This window comes from Providencia burhodogranariea DSM 19968 (assembly GCF_000314855.2).
GTDB lineage: Bacteria > Pseudomonadota > Gammaproteobacteria > Enterobacterales > Enterobacteriaceae > Providencia > Providencia burhodogranariea.
In genome coordinates, this window is record NZ_KB233223.1 from 319,762 (window position 1) to 335,930 (window position 16,169).

At 43.8% G+C, this 16,169-nt stretch carries 12 protein-coding genes and 1 pseudogene; 12 read left to right on the forward strand and 1 reads right to left on the reverse strand.

Translation table 11 applies throughout. The features are described 5' to 3' along the window. The first annotated feature begins 124 nt into the window (after positions 1-124). The 5 genes from OOA_RS12110 to OOA_RS12130 are packed head-to-tail and all read left to right on the forward strand — an operon-like array spanning position 125 to position 4,839. The gene (locus OOA_RS12110; RefSeq protein WP_236611244.1) at positions 125-1,687 is read left to right on the forward strand and encodes an ABC transporter substrate-binding protein; all 1,563 of its coding nucleotides are present in this window, start codon (positions 125-127) and stop codon (positions 1,685-1,687) included. Next, the gene (locus OOA_RS12115) at positions 1,672-2,655 is read left to right on the forward strand and encodes an ABC transporter permease subunit (protein ID WP_201764594.1); all 984 of its coding nucleotides are present in this window, start codon (positions 1,672-1,674) and stop codon (positions 2,653-2,655) included. The genes OOA_RS12110 and OOA_RS12115 overlap by 16 nt, the downstream gene beginning before the upstream one ends. Continuing rightward, a complete protein-coding gene (locus OOA_RS12120; RefSeq protein WP_008912440.1) occupies positions 2,652-3,464 on the forward strand; it encodes an ABC transporter permease in 813 nt (270 codons plus the stop codon). Before OOA_RS12115 ends, OOA_RS12120 begins: the two co-directional genes overlap by 4 nt. Beyond that, on the forward strand, positions 3,458-4,234 hold the full coding sequence (locus OOA_RS12125; RefSeq protein WP_008912441.1) for an ATP-binding cassette domain-containing protein: 777 nt from the start codon (positions 3,458-3,460) through the stop codon (positions 4,232-4,234). The genes OOA_RS12120 and OOA_RS12125 overlap by 7 nt, the downstream gene beginning before the upstream one ends. A gap of 14 nt (positions 4,235-4,248) precedes the next feature. Continuing rightward, complete coding sequence (locus OOA_RS12130) at positions 4,249-4,839, forward strand: ATP-binding cassette domain-containing protein (RefSeq protein ID WP_040691557.1); 591 nt, start codon at positions 4,249-4,251, stop codon at positions 4,837-4,839. Between the two features lie 50 nt (positions 4,840-4,889). Here OOA_RS12130 and OOA_RS12135 read toward each other — a convergent pair whose 3' ends face one another. Continuing rightward, positions 4,890-5,624, reverse strand: a complete 735-nt coding sequence (locus OOA_RS12135; protein ID WP_008912443.1) for an SDR family oxidoreductase — start codon at positions 5,622-5,624, stop codon at positions 4,890-4,892. Positions 5,625-5,732: 108 nt separating this feature from the next. Here OOA_RS12135 and OOA_RS12140 point away from each other — a divergent pair, with 108 nt between their 5' ends. The 7 genes and pseudogenes from OOA_RS12140 to OOA_RS20765 all read left to right on the forward strand — a co-directional run. Then, positions 5,733-6,551 carry a LysR family transcriptional regulator gene (locus OOA_RS12140; protein ID WP_008912444.1) on the forward strand — a complete coding sequence of 273 codons (819 nt, stop codon included), beginning with the start codon at positions 5,733-5,735 and terminating at the stop codon, positions 6,549-6,551. A 318-nt stretch (positions 6,552-6,869) separates the two neighbouring features. Beyond that, the gene (gene fdhF, locus OOA_RS12150) at positions 6,870-9,017 is read left to right on the forward strand and encodes a formate dehydrogenase subunit alpha (RefSeq protein WP_083880285.1); all 2,148 of its coding nucleotides are present in this window, start codon (positions 6,870-6,872) and stop codon (positions 9,015-9,017) included. An 824-nt stretch (positions 9,018-9,841) separates the two neighbouring features. Beyond that, positions 9,842-11,191 carry a type VI secretion system baseplate subunit TssK gene (gene tssK, locus OOA_RS12155; protein ID WP_008912446.1) on the forward strand — a complete coding sequence of 450 codons (1,350 nt, stop codon included), beginning with the start codon at positions 9,842-9,844 and terminating at the stop codon, positions 11,189-11,191. Beyond that, on the forward strand, positions 11,188-11,847 hold the full coding sequence (gene tssL, locus OOA_RS12160) for a type VI secretion system protein TssL, short form (RefSeq protein WP_008912447.1): 660 nt from the start codon (positions 11,188-11,190) through the stop codon (positions 11,845-11,847). Before tssK ends, tssL begins: the two co-directional genes overlap by 4 nt. Before the next feature lie 49 nt (positions 11,848-11,896). After that, a complete protein-coding gene (locus OOA_RS12165; RefSeq protein ID WP_008912448.1) occupies positions 11,897-14,254 on the forward strand; it encodes a type VI secretion system Vgr family protein in 2,358 nt (785 codons plus the stop codon). Between the two features lie 11 nt (positions 14,255-14,265). Next, a complete protein-coding gene (locus tag OOA_RS12170) occupies positions 14,266-14,724 on the forward strand; it encodes a DUF3828 domain-containing protein (protein WP_008912449.1) in 459 nt (152 codons plus the stop codon). Then, a pseudogene (locus OOA_RS20765) lies at positions 14,721-16,169 on the forward strand (hypothetical protein); the annotation flags it as partial. The gene OOA_RS12170 and the pseudogene OOA_RS20765, both read left to right, overlap by 4 nt.

Here is a 16,169-nt window from a genome sequence, read left to right on the forward strand (position 1 = left end):
AAACTGAATGGGATAGCTTCGCAGATCGCCTAGATTCATCTTGAATTATTTTGTGTATACAAAAGAACAAAGCAAAACAAAATAAATAATAGAGGGATGTATGATCAAGAAAATCGTTATTGTCATGCAAGCTATTTGCTTGCTCGGCCTTTCCGTACACGCACAAGCTATCGATTCAGCCACCAGCCAAACTTTACGCCTCGCTATCGGCGCTGAGCCGACTGAAGGTTTCGACCCCATGCTGGGTTGGAGCCACGGCAGCTATTTGCTGCTACATAGCCCGCTATTAAAGCAGAATGCAGATTTGTCTTGGCATAGCTATATGTTAGAAAACTACCAACATAGCGAGGATGGCAAAGAGTGGATATTAACCCTCAAAGAGGGGCTGAAATTTTCAGATGGCTCACCACTTGGTGCCAAAGATATTGCTTTTACATACAACAATGCTGCCGCAAGCGGCGGTAAAGTGGATATGGGGAACTTTGCGAAGGCAGAGGTTATCAACCCTCTGACGGTAAAAATGACTTTATCATCCCCGCAAAGTACCTTTATTAATGTATTAGGCTCATTAGGGATTGTTTCCGCTGATAAATATGACGCCAAAAAGTATGCTCATAACCCAATAGGGGCGGGTCCTTATCGTTTAGTGGCTTTTCAACCAGGTCAGCAACTGATTGTTGAACGTAATCCTTACTATGCAGGGCCGAAAAATAATTTTGATAAAATGGTGTTTGTTTTCCTCGATGAAGATGCCGCATTTGCTGCCGCGCAAAGCGGTCAGTTAGATATTGTTCGTATCCCCGCCGCAGTTGCTACTCATGCTGATAATGTGAAAAACATGAAATTAACCGAACGCTATAGCGTTGAAAATCGCGGCATCTCTTTCCCAATTCCACCTGCTGGGGAAAAAGATGCGCAGGGTAACCCTATCGGCAACGATATCACCGCTGATGTGGCTGTGCGTAAAGCGATTAACTATGCCATTGACCGCAAATTACTCGCGGAGTCAGTACTCGAAGGCTTTGCGATTCCCGCGTATACAGGTGTTGAGGGTTTACCGTGGAATAATCCACAATCATCATTCAAAGATGGCGACCTTGAAAAAGCCAAAGGCATACTTGAAGACGCTGGATGGAAATTAAACAAAGACGGACTAAGAGAGAAAAACGGCATCGTCGCTAAACTGACATTATGGTATGCCAGTGGCGATACCACGCGTCGCGATTTAGCACAAACAATCCGCGCGAGTCTTAAACCTCTTGGTATCGACATGGATTTAAAATCTGGCAGCTGGGAAACGGTCGAGCGCAATATGCATGCCAATCCAACCTTGTTTGGTTGGGGAAGCTTAGATCCGATGGAACTGGTGCACAATTACAGTAGTAAAGCCGCTGGCGTCGGTTTCTATAACGCAGGTTACTACAAGAACACGGCTGTCGATGAGCATATTGAACAGGCGCTTCGCCAACCAGACCAAGCCGCCGCGATATCACTGTGGCAAAAAGTGGATTGGGATGGCAAAACGGGGACGGGCATTCAAGGTGATGCAGCATGGGCGTGGTTAATGAACATTCAACACCTTTATCTATTGAATAAATGCGTTGAAATAGGCAAAAGCGCCCCAGAAATTCATGGCTCTTGGTCTGTGCTCAACAACGTTGATGAATGGGCATGGACCTGTCAGTAATGCGCTCGACAATCGGGCTTTTATTGCGATTTATCTGTTTACTAACGGTAACCGCAGCGGGTATTTTCATTCTTTTGAGCTACTCGCCTATCGATCCGATTAAAGCCTATATTGGTAATGATTTAATGCATGTTCCCCCAGAGCAATATCCGCTAATTGCGGCTCGCTGGGGGCTTGATCAGCCGTTATGGGTGCAATTCTGGCGCTGGTTTTCCCAAATGTTACAAGGGGATATGGGCTACTCCATGCTGTATAACACCCCAGTTATACAGGTTATTTCAGAGAGACTGTTTCCTTCGTTGGCTTTATTAGCCTCGGCATGGGTATTTTCGGGTGTGGTTGGTTTTGCATTAGGTTTAATTGCAGGACGTTATTTACATCGTTGGCCAGATAAAATTATTTCGATTTTCGCCTACTTGCTTGCCTCTATTCCTGTATTTTGGATAGGTTTACTGCTGTTATCTTTATTTGCCGTTTCACTGCATTGGGCGCCTATTTGTTGTGCGTGGCCAATCGGTTTAGATGAACAAACGGCAACCCTTCCTCAGAAATTACATCATCTCGTGTTACCGGTTGTGGCGCTCGGCATGTTAGGTGTTGGTACCATTGCTCTGCATACGCGCTCAAAAGTTGTTGAAGTCATGAACAGTGAATTTATCCATTATGCTCAAGCTCAAGGAGATAAAGGCTGGTCGATGATGCGCTTTCATGTTCTAAAACATGCAATTACGCCGGCGATTTGTTTACAATTTGCTTCTGTGGGCGAATTGCTGAGCGGGGCGCTTTTGGCTGAAAAAGTTTTTGCGTACCCCGGATTAGGGCAGGCAACGATAGATGCGGGGCTACGAGGTGATATTCCATTATTAATGGGGATTGTTATGCTGTGTGCCACGTTGATTTTTTTCAGTAACGCCATCGCAGAGGTGTTACTAAGAAAGGTCAATAAGGGAGTGATTAGAACATCATGACCTATAACCCAAATCGCGCTTTATTAAAATTAACGCTTTCATTACTGTGCCTAGTTCTATTAGCCAGTTACGCGTTTTGGCTATCATCTAACGATATCGATATGAACTTGCTCTCGCGTTATCAAGCGCCTTCGTTTGCACATTTATTTGGTACCGATAATTTAGGGCGCGATTTATTCGAAAGAACCTTTCAAGGTCTTGCGACTAGCTTACAGATAGGATTAATTGCGGCATTCTCTAGCGGATTGATTGCTTTGCTGATGGCTGGGCTATCATCATTCAATAAAACAATGGATTACCTTGTTCGTGGCGTGATTGATGCATTATTAGCGTTGCCGCATTTATTATTGTTAGTCCTTATTTGCTTCACGCTAGGGGGCGGTAAATTTGGGGTGATTTGGGCGGTGGCGCTCACTCATTGGCCTAAGTTAACGCTGATATTGCGCTCAGAATTACTGCGGGTACAGCAAGCCGATTATATTATGTTGTCTTGTCGCCTCGGAAATAGTGCATTTTATCGGATGCGGCATCATTATCTGCCGATGATTTTACCACAATGGATGGTAGGGACTTTATTAATGTTCCCTCATGCTGTTCTGCATAGCGCGGCTTTAAGTTTTCTTGGGTTTGGTCTTTCACCTCACGAGCCTTCGTTAGGTATATTGCTGTCCGAAGCATTACGTTATCTCAGTACCGGATCATGGTGGATGGTGGTCTTTCCGGGGATCGCCTTAATGGGATTGGTATTGCTATTTGATCAGTTTGCAAAGGCTGCTCAGCAATTATGGTTAAAGAGAGCATCATGCTGAAATTTGATAGTTTATCTATTGATGTGGCGCAGTTTCGTTGGTTAGGCAAAAAGCGTTGGTCTCCTTTATTGCAAGATATTTCCTTGGATGTCCAACCTGGCGAAATGGTTGCGCTTGTTGGTGGTAGCGGTGAGGGTAAAAGCCTATTACTGCAAAGTGTTTTAGGATTGCTACCCGATAATATGCGCTGTCATGGCAATATCGTTTTAAATGGTCACGAACTGACTGAGCAAACCAAGCCGAAGCATCGAGGAAACTCTTTGTGTTATATCCCGCAAGCTGTGAGTGCATTAAATCCACTGATTCGAATCGGTCCTCAGCTAGAACGGGCCGCGGTACTCAGCGGGCAACATATCAAAATGCATGATATAGCTCTGCATTTACAGCAATATAATTTACAGGCTGATCTGGTAAATAGTTATCCAAATCAACTATCAGGGGGGATGGCTAAGCGTGTGCTGGCTAGCAGTGCAACCCTTTCCCAAGCTGAGTATATTTTGGCTGATGAAATATCCTCTTGGTTAGATGATGAACATACCGTTCAACTGCTGGGGAATATGAAATCACTGTGCCGTGAAGGACGCGGTATTTTGTGGGTGACTCACGATTTGGCAATGGCGGTTCGTTTTGCCGATCGTATCGCCCTGTTACGCAATGGCATGCTAGAAGAAGTATTAAGTAGCCAAAAATTAAAACAAGGTGGCGGTGGCCAGTGGTTACAATCCCTATGGCATGCATTACCTGAACATCAATTTATGGCGATGAAATGATGGAAACAGACGGTGTGTTAGAGGTTCAAAATCTGCGTATTGAACAAAGTGGTCATGTGCTCTGGGATAATCTATCTTTTGTGTTGAGAAGACATGAGCGTCTGGGTATTTCCGCGCCAAGTGGCTTTGGCAAAACAACATTAGGGAGAGTACTAGCTCAATGGCAAGCGCCTGTTCAAGGAACAATTCTATTTGAGGGAAAACCATTAAAGCAAACAGGTTATTGCCCGATACAGTTGATCCCTCAGCACCCTGAAAAGAGCTTCAATCCTCATCGAACCGTTGGTGCAAGCTTACATGATGCATGGAAACCCAATCCCGGTTGGCTAGCGCAGTTTTCGATTAAACCTGAATGGTTAGAGCGACGTCCTAACGAACTTTCTGGGGGAGAGCTTGCCCGTATTGCCTTGTTAAGAGCACTGGATCCGCGCACTAAAATACTGATTGCGGATGAGATCACGGCGCAATTAGATGCTCACCTGCAAAAAGAAGTTTGGCAGATATTAATCAAGCTTTCTCAAGAACGTTCTCTGGCAATGATTATCTTTAGCCACAACAAAGCGTTATTAGATAAAATTGCTACTTCCGTTTGGACTGTAGGATAGGTGATTTAATGTTGGGACTTAACGTAATTTAAGCCCCAAACAATTATCAATTAAGCCTGTTGACGAGTGGCCGCCAAGACGATTTCTCGGATACACACATTTTGTGGCGTGGTATACGCAAAGCGGATCGCATTAGCGACATCATCCGCTGAAAGTACAGTCCCACCCATCTCTTGTTTCCAATCTTGATAACCTGATTTGATATTTTCATCAGTTGTGTGGCTGAGCAATTCAGTTTCTACTGCACCTGGGGCGATAGTAATGACCCTGACCCCGTGCGGTGCAAGTTCTTCTCGCAGATTTTCCGATATACCATGCACCGCAAATTTGGTGCCTACATAAGCAACGTGGTTTGGAAATGTTTTACGACCAGCAACTGAACCGATATTGATGATAGTACCACTTTGACGTTCAACCATACCTTCAGTAACGGCATGTACCCCGTTGAGTAACCCTTTAACATTGACGTCTAACATCTGATCCCATTGTTTAGGATCTTGCGTTGCAGCATTCCCCAATAACATAACACCTGCATTGTTGATCAATGCATCTACGGGACCAAAACGTGCTTCAGCTTCTTTGATAGCGGCGGTAAAAGCCTCTCTATCAGTGACATCAACAGATTTGCAGAGACTATCTGGTAAATTTAAAGCCTGCATAGGTTCAATACGACGAGCTAGCAATAGCAGGGAATGGCCTTCATCAGATAGGATTTTAGCCGTTGCAAGACCAATTCCAGAGCTGGCACCAGTGATAACAACTAAGGCTTTTTTTGCGTTTTGCATCTTGCTCTCCATATAATTAAAATTAATACCAAAACAATGTGTAGACTATATTTCATCCTATAACTACATTAAAATGGTTTATTTCTCTCACAGACATAAATTAATTCTATGGATTGTCGTCAACTCAATGCCTTTATCGCTGTTTTTGAAGAAAGAAATATCACTGCCGCAGCTCGTCGACTTTTTTTGACGCAACCTGCACTATCTTCAACGATTAAAATGCTTGAGGAAAGCCTCGGCACCGCACTATTCAAGCGACTACCGCGTGGCGTAGAAGTTACGGAAGATGCTAGAATTCTCTATCCCCATGCGCAACGTATGGTGGCAGAGATGGAAGCATTAACACATAGCTTCAAAAGAGAACGCCATCGACAATCCCTTCAAGTTGGAATTGAGCACGATATTGCTAATAGCCAAATAAGCCATTTTCTTCAACAGATCCATGATCCTGAATTTAATCTGTTAATCTCGCTTGAGTCAGGCTGTAAAGGCGATCTTCGTTTAGGTTGTGAAGAGCTGCGCTGTGAAGATGAACTATTCTTGCCACTCAATATTGAGCCATTTGTATTAGCGATCCCCGCTGATCATTCACTCGCGCAGCGCGAGACAATCACAGCTGCTGATTTACATTCAGTGTGCTGGGTAATGTGCCCTGAGCTTTCATGGCATCAACGCTTTTTGCCAATTTACGGTGCGAGCGCTCACTCTCCTGCGGCAAATACAGGCTCATTTTCCCTCGCACTCAACCTTGTTTCTCAAGGATTAGGTGTTGCAATTGTTCCCGAATCTTTAGCACTAGAACATACACAAATCGTCATTCGCTCCTTGCTAGATCATGGATTATCAAGGCGTATAGGGATCTGCTATGCGGTTCAGTCCCTTTCATCGCCTGCCGTAGAGCAATTGTTACAGCATTTAATTGAATAATATATATCAATCAAATGACGTCGACACTTTTGACGATGTTATCTATTTTGTCGTCAGTAGTTTATTATTCAATGCAATAAATTTAAATTTAGTTTAACAAAATCAATTGGTTAATTGATTCTCTATTGATGGTGAAAATTGGCACAAACCCTGCATTAGCTACCTTGATAAGGCGGTGTTAGCCGCTATACCCAAATTAAGCCAAGATGCCTGTAGGCAATAAACCAAGCGATAGATTCGAGTCATCGCTTGGTTTCAAACATGTGTGAGGCAGCTTGAAGTATGGCGGGTGTAAATGAAAATATAGGAGCAATGTCGATGGAAAAAGTCATCACAGTCTGCCCGTATTGTGCCTCGGGTTGTAAAATAAATCTGAAGGTGGAAAACGGGAAGATCATTGGCGCAGAAGGTGCTAATGGTCACACCAATGAAGGGGAGCTCTGCCTGAAAGGCTATTATGGCTGGGACTTCATTCATGACACTAAAATTTTAACGCCTCGCTTAAAAAATCCAATGATCCGCCGTCAGCGTGGTGGAAAACTCGAAGTCGTTTCTTGGGAAGAAGCGATTGAGTTTGCAAGCTCTCGCTTACTGGCCATCAAAGAAAAATATGGACCAAAAGCGATCATGACCACCGGCTCATCGCGTGGTCCGGGTAATGAAGCTAACTTTGTGATGCAAAAATTTGTTCGCGCAGCTGTCGGTAGTAATAATATCGACTGCTGCGCACGTGTCTGACACGGCCCTTCGGTTGCAGGTCTGCAGCGTTCGGTCGGTAATGGCGCAATGAGTAACTCAATTGTTGAAATTGAGGATACCAAATGTATTTTTGTCTTCGGTTATAATGCCGCAGACTCACATCCTATTGTCGCTCGCCGTATATTAAAAGCGAAAGAGAAAGGAGCACAGATTATTGTTTGCGACCCGCGTTATATTGAAACAGCGCGTATTGCAGATATTCATTTACCATTGAAAAACGGTTCTAATATTGCGTTACTTAATGCATTAGCTTATGTGATCATTGAAGAAAATCTGTATGACCAAGCCTTTATCGAAGCCCATACCGAAAAATTCGATGAGTATCGTCTGTTAGTCGCACCTTATACGCCAGAATCCGTTGAAGAAACCACAGGTATTAAAGCCGAAGATATTCGTAAAACGGCTCGTATGTATGCGAATGCGGAAAATGCGACTATTTTGTGGGGAATGGGCGTCACTCAATTCTATCAAGGGGTGGAAACCGTTCAGTCACTGACAAGTCTTGCTCTATTAACGGGTAACTTAGGTAAACCACATGTTGGTGTTGGCCCTGTTCGTGGTCAAAACAATGTGCAGGGCGCCTGCGATATGGGCGCATTGCCGAATACTCTTCCGGGTTATCAGTATGTGGATGATAAAGCGGCGCTTGAAAAATTCGCTAAGTTCTGGGGCATTGAAAAAATGCCGGATGAAAACGGTATTCCGCTGAGTGAAGTTCCACACTTTATCGATGAAGGTATCTTAAAAGCGCATTACGTGATGGGGGAAGATCCGCTCCAAACAGAACCGGATCTAGCTACTATTCGCCGTACTTTCGACAAACTAGAGCTGCTGATTGTTCAAGATATCTTTATGACCAAAACTGCCGCGATAGCAGATGTGATTTTCCCTGCAACCTCGTGGGGGGAACATGAAGGTGTTTATACTTCAGCTGACCGTGGATTCCAACGTTTCTATAAAGCGGTTGAACCTGTTGGTGATGTGAAGACAGACTGGCAAATTATTAGCCTGATGTCCACCGCAATGGGATATCCGATGCACTATAACAACACCAAAGAGATTTGGGATGAGCTACGTGAGCTTTGCCCTATCTACTACGGTGCGACATACGAAAAAATGGCGGGTCTTGCCTATATTCAATGGCCATGTCGCACATTGGAAAGTGAAGGTACTGAATACCTCTACGAAGGCGGGAATTTTGATACGCCGAATGGTAAAGGTCAGTTCTTTACTTGTGATTGGCATCCACCTATCGACAAAGTCAGTAGCGAATACCCGATGGTTCTCGCAACTGTTCGTGAAGTGGGGCACTACTCTTGCCGTTCAATGACCGGTAACTGTAAAGCATTGGCTGCACTGGCTGATGAACCTGGCTTTATTCAGCTTAATACCTTTGATGCGAAAGCGCTGGGTATTAAAGACCAAGAGTTGGTGTGGGTATGTTCTCGTCAAGGTAAAGTTATCACGCGTGCAAATATCAGTGAGCGCCCAAATAAAGGTGCTGTTTATATGACTTACCAATGGTGGATTGGTGCATGTAATGAGTTGGTGGCAGAAAACCTCAGCCCAATTACCAAAACACCGGAATATAAATACTGTGCTGTTCGCGTTGAGCCGATTAAGGATCAGCAAAAAGCAGAACATTACGTTGTGCAGGAGTATACGGCGATTAAACGTCGTTTACGTGACGCCGTAGCCGGCGTTTAATTTCCTCATCATCGTAATACGATAAAAACCAATGGTTCAGCGATGGGCCATTGGTTTTTTTATGTTTAATTATAAAGCTGAACGGATTGTTGATGAGGAAATAACAAGCAATTTGTCTATAACAAAAAAATATAGCCGAAACCATACAACAAATTGGAGGCTTGATTTGGCATAAGAATAATATCCCAACTATTCTTATGCTCTTCACGCGACACTGAGGCTAATTATAATAGTAAACATCGCATTTACAAACAGGATAGAAACGTCTTCTGCCTATAAATTAGATAATAACCATTAAATTCCCTTACGTTACATCTCTAATTGATAACATCCAACACAGCATTGAATGCCCCAATATGCTTCCTTAAGGTCGCTTGCACTCGACGTTATTTCATTCTGTTACCTTACAATACATTTTGTTTCTAGTTCAGCTGGTTAATAACGCTCATTATGCGTATTTATGACCGCATAAAGACAATTAATGAAAACAATTGCTGACTTAACCAGTAATCTTTATAATTTAAACAATATATTTAGGATATGGTAGCTTAACTTTAAGCTAGCAATCAATTGCATTCACGATTTGATGTGCTGCGGGTTATTTTTGAGTGCCATTTTTTATCAATCCAGATTGATTTGTCAGAACAGTATTAGAGTATTTTAACCTTATGGGCCTTGGGTGACGGCTAAGGGCGGTAGCGTATCAAAATATCAGAAATGCTTTACTCTCTAAGCTTGATCGAATACATCACCTCGCCGCCGAATTGTTTCGGGAAAATGAATCAAAATGCCAATTGCCTTTGCTTAAATAAAAGGATCATCGAATGAAAATTTACCGCCCATTATGGAATGAAGGCGCATTGCTCTCCCCACAACAATTTCAACAACAAGCTCAGTGGGAAGCATTCACAAATCAAGGTGTTTCCGGTTTATCCACCCCTTTTACTTGGGGAGTAGAAAAAGTTGAACTTGATGAGTCACTTTTGTCGTCGGGTCGTTTGCAAGTTCACCAATTAAGGGCATGGTTACCTGATGGGACATTGGTGGATACGCAAGTCAGTGATATCACGCCTGAGCCCCGAGAGTTACATTCGGATCCGTTATCCCAAACAGACAGTCTTGTGCTTGTGTTGGCTTTGCCACTTCTCCAGCAAGGGATCGTCAATGTGCAGAAAAAAGGCACTTTTTCAGAACGTGCGTTACGCTATCAGGAAGAGTGGGTCAATGTGCCTGATGTGTTTGGTCAGGATGATGAATCCATGGCCGTTGCCCGTTTTAATATTGCTGTCCGTTTTCAACATGAAAATAATGACGCATGGCAAACGTGTCCCATTGCTCGCTTGATACGTGATGGTCAAAGTGGTTGGGCAATGGATAGAACATTTATTCCCCCGATGACCCAATTTTCTGCCAGCCAAGAACTACAAGAACGGTTAGCGTTGCTGAACCGACAAATACGCTCCCGTTGCCAACGACTGATGGCCATGCGCCGTGAGAGCAATGAACGTTTAGCTGATTTTGCCGTCGCCGATGTTTCCTTATTTTGGTTGTTAAACGCCTTAAACTCCCATGCGAATGTTCTGATGAATTATGAACGCTACCCACAGCGCCACCCTGAAATCATTTGGGCTGAATTGACGCGTCTGGCAGGGAGTTTATTAACCTTCTCGTTAGAACATGACCTTGCAACTATTCCTGCCTATGTCCATGACTCTCTCGAAAATACGTTCCCACCGTTGTTTGACTTGCTGAGCACCTTGTTAGAAACCAGCTTGCCTTCTCGTGTGATTGCACTTGAAATGACACACCCAGATCCACAAACGTGGAGAGCGTCATTGCATGATCTAAGACTCAGAGAGGAAGCGGATTTCTATCTGTCGGTTCGTTCCGATAAAGCCGCCTGGGAGATTGCCGAAAAATTCCCGACACTGTGTAAAATCGGTGCGCCTGATACCGTGAGCACGCTATACAGTAAAGCTTTAATGGGTATCCCTCTCACTCCAGTCGATCGTGTTCCCGCCGCGTTACCTGTCCGTATGGAAAATCAATATTTTGCTCTCGATATGAACTCACCAGCGATGCATGAAATGCTGGAAGAGGGCGTCTGCATGCTGTATGTCCCTTCCTTATTTGGTTTCTTAGAATTAGAACTATTTGCGGTATTACGCTCATGAGTCAATACATTGATATCGACAAGCTCATGGCAAAAACCTGGCTGATGGTGACTCAGCTAAAATATGGTCGGTATAACCCGGATTCAGAGTCCCTTTACAACAGGTGTTGTCAACAAATTGATGCGGTGAAATGTGCATTGGAGCAAACAAAACTGTCCCCCGAGAATATTGAGCACATTATCTATGCTCAATGTGCATTATTGGATAAAACTGCGATGGAACAATTGGCTCGGGGGGATGGTGAAGGGGAAGGGGATGAATTCTACGCTTGGCGAGTTGCACCCTTGCAAGCCCGCTATTTTTCATCGCTGGATGCAGGGGAAGCGTTATGGGATCGTATTAAGTCGGTGTTAGGACAAATTGCCCCTGATGATGCCGTATTAACCTGTTTTCACCGCGTCATAATGCTCGGTTTTAACGCTCACGAGGCAACAGCAGAAGCGCTGACTCCGCAACAGAAAGTATTAATGGATAAACTGGCTGCACATATTTCACTGTCACAACCGGCATTGCCGTTAGTTATCCAGCATCAGCAAAAATCCAGTCTAAAATTGATGCGCTCTTTCGGATTTTGGATCGCGTTGTTGCTTATTGGTATTACCGCCATCACTTGGGGCGGTCAAACATGGCTCAATCAATTGTTGTCAGTAGTGTAATCGCCTCGATTTTACTTTCACTTCGTGTCCATTTCTGAGGGAATAGAATATGCCTAATTCAGTCATCAATGCATTAACACAAACTGTGAAAAACGCAGTTTCTCATGCCCGTTATCACTTAGCGGTTCAAGACTGTCCTGATTTCTTAGATGTACTCAGCTTTGAGTCTGAAGAGGCCCTCAGTCAACCTTGGCGATATGAAGTGACAGTAACATGCACCAATGTGCATATCACTCCTGAGCAGATGTTACTGAAGCCGGGAACATTTACCTATCAAACCCCATTATTACCCGGTTTTCCTAATCAATCGATACGAACGGTGTATGGGGTTATCAGTGAATTCAAACACCTGAAAACGTCTACGGATGAAACACGGTACAGCTTGGTATTAATGCCACGTATTGCCTTACTTCAGTACACCAAACGCAGTGAAGTGTATTTAAATCAATCGGTCATGGAAGTGGTTGAAAAGGTACTGCGCCGTCATGGTTTGGAGGGGGCAGACTTTGAGTTTCAGCTTTCTCGTGAATATCCGGTCAGAGAACTGATTACCCAGTGGCGGGAAACGGATTTAGCCTTTATCCAACGACTGCTTGCCGAAGTCGGCATTTATTGGCGCATGGAAATGGACACTCAATTAGAATTGGATAAAGTGATTTTCCATGACGCCCAAGAACACTACCTGTTTGGCGTTTCACTGCCTTATCGCCATGAATCAGGTATGAGTGACAATGGGCAAGACAGTGTCTGGGGATTGCAAATTTCGCATCAAGTGGTCAGTGAGGGGGTCGCAATCCGTGATTATAACTACCGTCAGGCATTAACGCCTCAAGATAGCACTGAAGCGATTTCAGGGTTTGAGGGAGTCACTACAGGGGAAGTGTACCACTATGCGGAACCTTTCTTGACCGTAGGCGATATTGCTACCTCAGAAAGTGGCGCTTTTTTTGCTCAGCTACGCCATGAACGTATTCTTAATGCCCAATCATGGGTATCGGGACATTCAACCAGCCCAATGCTAGCACCTGGACAAGTTTTAGAAATATCAGGTGTCTTTCCTCAGCTGGCGAAAGACGGTGTGTTAATCACCCAAATTCGCCATTGGGGTGCTCGGGATTCTAGCCTTCAGGTGCAGTTTACTGGGCAACTCTACCGTGAAGCCTTATGCTTCCGAGCCCCTTTACTCACACGACCGGTCATTGCCGGTACGTTGCCCGCGCGAGTGGAAAGTAGTGAAAAAAGTGATAGCTACGCGTGGCTCGATGAATTCGGGCGCTATCGAGTGAAATTGGATTTTGATAGAGAGCAGTCGGAGGCTGGTTTCGCTTATTTGTGGCTGCGTTTAGCCAAGCCCTATGCTGGAGACACCTATGGTTGGCATGCCCCGCTGCTGGATGGAACTGAAGTTTCTGTACAGTTTGATGGTGGTGATCTCGATCGACCATATATCGCTTATGCGCAGCATGACTCTGAACATCCAGATCACGTAACACGCGATAACCATACCCGCAATGTGCTGAGAACCCCGACCAATAACAAACTGCGCATGGAAGATAAGCGTCAGGAAGAACATATCAAACTGGCGACGGAGTATGGCAAGACCCAACTCAATCTAGGTCACTTGGTTAATGCGCAGCGAGAACAGCGCGGAGCAGGGTTTGAATTACGTACTGACGAACACGGTTCTATTCGCGCAGGAAAAGGGTTGTTTATCAGTGCAGATGAACAATCAAAAGCACAAGGGGACGTGCTGGACATGACCCAAGCCGTGCAGCAACTTCAACAAGCTAACCAACAGATGCAAACGTTGTCACAAACAGCGGAAAAAGCCAGTGCACTCGCCGCCGATGTTCAATCGCAAATCGACCTCTTAGATTCTCGCTTACAGCAGTTACAATCTGCCGTGTTACTTGCCAGTGCGCCGCAAGGGATTGCATTAACGTCCGGTGAACACCTTCAATTAAATAGTTTAGGTAATACGATGGTTAACGCAGGGCAGCATCTTGATATGGGTGCGATGCAAAACTTATCCGTCGCTGTTGAAAAAGCCTTAGGGTTATTTGCTCACAAAGAAGAAGTGAAAATCATTGCAAACCAAGGCGCTGTGGAAATCAGTGCGCAACACAATACAATGGATTTATTCGCCCAGCAGCAAATCACCATCACCAGCAGTGAAGATGAAATTGTGATATCGACACCCCATACGCTGACCCTTAACGGCGGCGGCTCATACCTAAAGCTGAGCGGTCAAGGTGTTGAACACGGTTCTTCAGGGGATTACATCATCAAAGCTGCGAATTACCTTGTTCCAGGATCTGGAAGCGATATCGCATGTGAAACGTTACAGTTTGATGTGACGGACATTGAAACTCAGAAGTTAGTGTCTAATCGCGCATTGCATGATTAAGGGATACATTAATGAAAATTGTCATATTTCTAATCAGTTTATTTGTTTCTTTTCATTCATTGGCTTTAGGTAAGGGAAGTGCAACACCTGAAACAACGGTATTGAATTTTTATACTGAATATCTTTTGGAAAATAATGAAGATATCCAGGCTGAGTTAAAGAAAAATGAAAAAGCGATGTTAATGTATGTATCTCCCAACTTAATCAATGAGCTCAAAAAGGAATACTTGAACGCGGATTATTTTGTTGATGCACAATCTTTTTGTCCAGATTGGATAAGTAATATAAAAGTTAATAACGTTAAGGTTAATAATAAAAAAGCAACTTTAAGACTTGAGTTAGGGGCTCTTCCAAATATTTCTAGATATTCCATAGAGTTAAAATACAACAATGAGAAATGGAAGATAACTTCAGTAAAACCCGATAACAATAATAGCCCTTATTGCAATGAGTTGAGGAGCATCAAATGATCAATATGGATGTTACAATAAAAAAAATAAATCAAAATGCTATTGAGATTCAAAAAAGCTTTGCTTTCGGTAAAGGCGAATGTGCTAAGTATGTCAAGCTTGCACTTATCCATGGAGGAGCTTCAATAGAAAACTCAGGAATACGCTCAGCTAAAGACTACGGTCCATGGTTAATTGAAAATGGATTTACACCTGTTCCCGGTGCTAAAGCACAAAAAGAGGGCATTAGTTATTCGCTTTTAGGTCAGCAAAAAGGCGATATTGTTATTATTGAGCGACTCAAAAAACCAAATAAACCTGAAAGTATTCATGGGCACATTGCGTTATTTGATGGAAAACATTGGGTTTCTGACTTTGTGCAACAAAGAGGCTTTTATCCAAACCAAGAGTATCGAGATGAAGGAACTTCATTTGTTTTATACCGTTATTCTGGCAACCAGTCCGTAGAAGAAGAAAAAGAAGAAAAATCGGGTGCCAAACTAATAAAAATTGTGTATCCCATCCCGAAGAATGAACGTGGTCAAGAATTTTCAAACCTAGATGAAATCATGGCGCATGTGAGCGGGGAATCAACAGGAAATTACTTGTTGGGTCGTAATGGGATGTGGCACAGCGGTATCCATATTACCAATGCCACGACGCCATGGTGTGCCTTAAGCGGGAATGCCATCACCGAAAAGGCAAATTTCCCTATTCCTTATAAAGGACAGCAAGCCATTCGCTGTATGGCGGATGGTGAAATCGTTGCCTACCGAATGAATCAAGACTATTTACCTTTGGGCTGGAAAGCGGGAAACTTAAATTTATCCGGTTCCTTTGTATTGGTACGCCATTATATTCAACCAGGTGAAACTCAAAAGAGTGGGCTGCATTTTTATACACTATATATGCATCTGGCACCTTATTCCGCCTATAAAGCCAATCCGACATGGATTGTGCAAGATACGTTGCCGACTTACTTACCCGAGTGGAAAGCGGTTGCAGGCACGAATGCTTATAAAGACCAAAACAAATTAGATTCGCTACCAAAAGGTTCTATCATCTCTTGGGATAAACATGATAGTCAACGTCAACTGAGAGCAGCTAATGGGAGACTGTATGGCTTGGTGACGATTGAAAAATTAGCCAGCACATCAAAATTAAACGTCGGAGACCAATGCTGGACGTTGGTGGATAACAATAATGTTTTACCTGAGAGAGAGCCGAGTTGGTGGAAACAGTTAGCCAGCCCTGCTAAAGAAATGATGCAATTTGATAAGGTGGTCAGTTTAACGACACCAATTACAATAAAGGCGGGTGACAGCATCGGTCATATGGGCTTCTATCAAGCGCCGAAAGAACAAGGGATTGATTCGCGTTATCAAGTGCATATTGAGTGCATAAGTTCCGATGAAAATTTACCGCAGTTTTTGCAGAACCCTGACAAGGTCGGCCACGATAAGCCC

Coding starts and splice junctions, on each gene's coding strand:
- OOA_RS12110 (WP_236611244.1), top strand. CDS start 125: ATGCAAGCTATTTGCTTGCTCGGCCTTTCCGTACACGCACAAGCTATC.
- OOA_RS12115 (WP_201764594.1), top strand. CDS start 1,672: ATGGACCTGTCAGTAATGCGCTCGACAATCGGGCTTTTATTGCGATTT.
- OOA_RS12120 (WP_008912440.1), top strand. CDS start 2,652: ATGACCTATAACCCAAATCGCGCTTTATTAAAATTAACGCTTTCATTA.
- OOA_RS12125 (WP_008912441.1), top strand. CDS start 3,458: ATGCTGAAATTTGATAGTTTATCTATTGATGTGGCGCAGTTTCGTTGG.
- OOA_RS12135 (WP_008912443.1), bottom strand. CDS start 5,624: ATGCAAAACGCAAAAAAAGCCTTAGTTGTTATCACTGGTGCCAGCTCT.
- OOA_RS12140 (WP_008912444.1), top strand. CDS start 5,733: ATGGATTGTCGTCAACTCAATGCCTTTATCGCTGTTTTTGAAGAAAGA.
- tssK (WP_008912446.1), top strand. CDS start 9,842: ATGAAAATTTACCGCCCATTATGGAATGAAGGCGCATTGCTCTCCCCA.
- tssL (WP_008912447.1), top strand. CDS start 11,188: ATGAGTCAATACATTGATATCGACAAGCTCATGGCAAAAACCTGGCTG.
- OOA_RS12165 (WP_008912448.1), top strand. CDS start 11,897: ATGCCTAATTCAGTCATCAATGCATTAACACAAACTGTGAAAAACGCA.
- OOA_RS12170 (WP_008912449.1), top strand. CDS start 14,266: ATGAAAATTGTCATATTTCTAATCAGTTTATTTGTTTCTTTTCATTCA.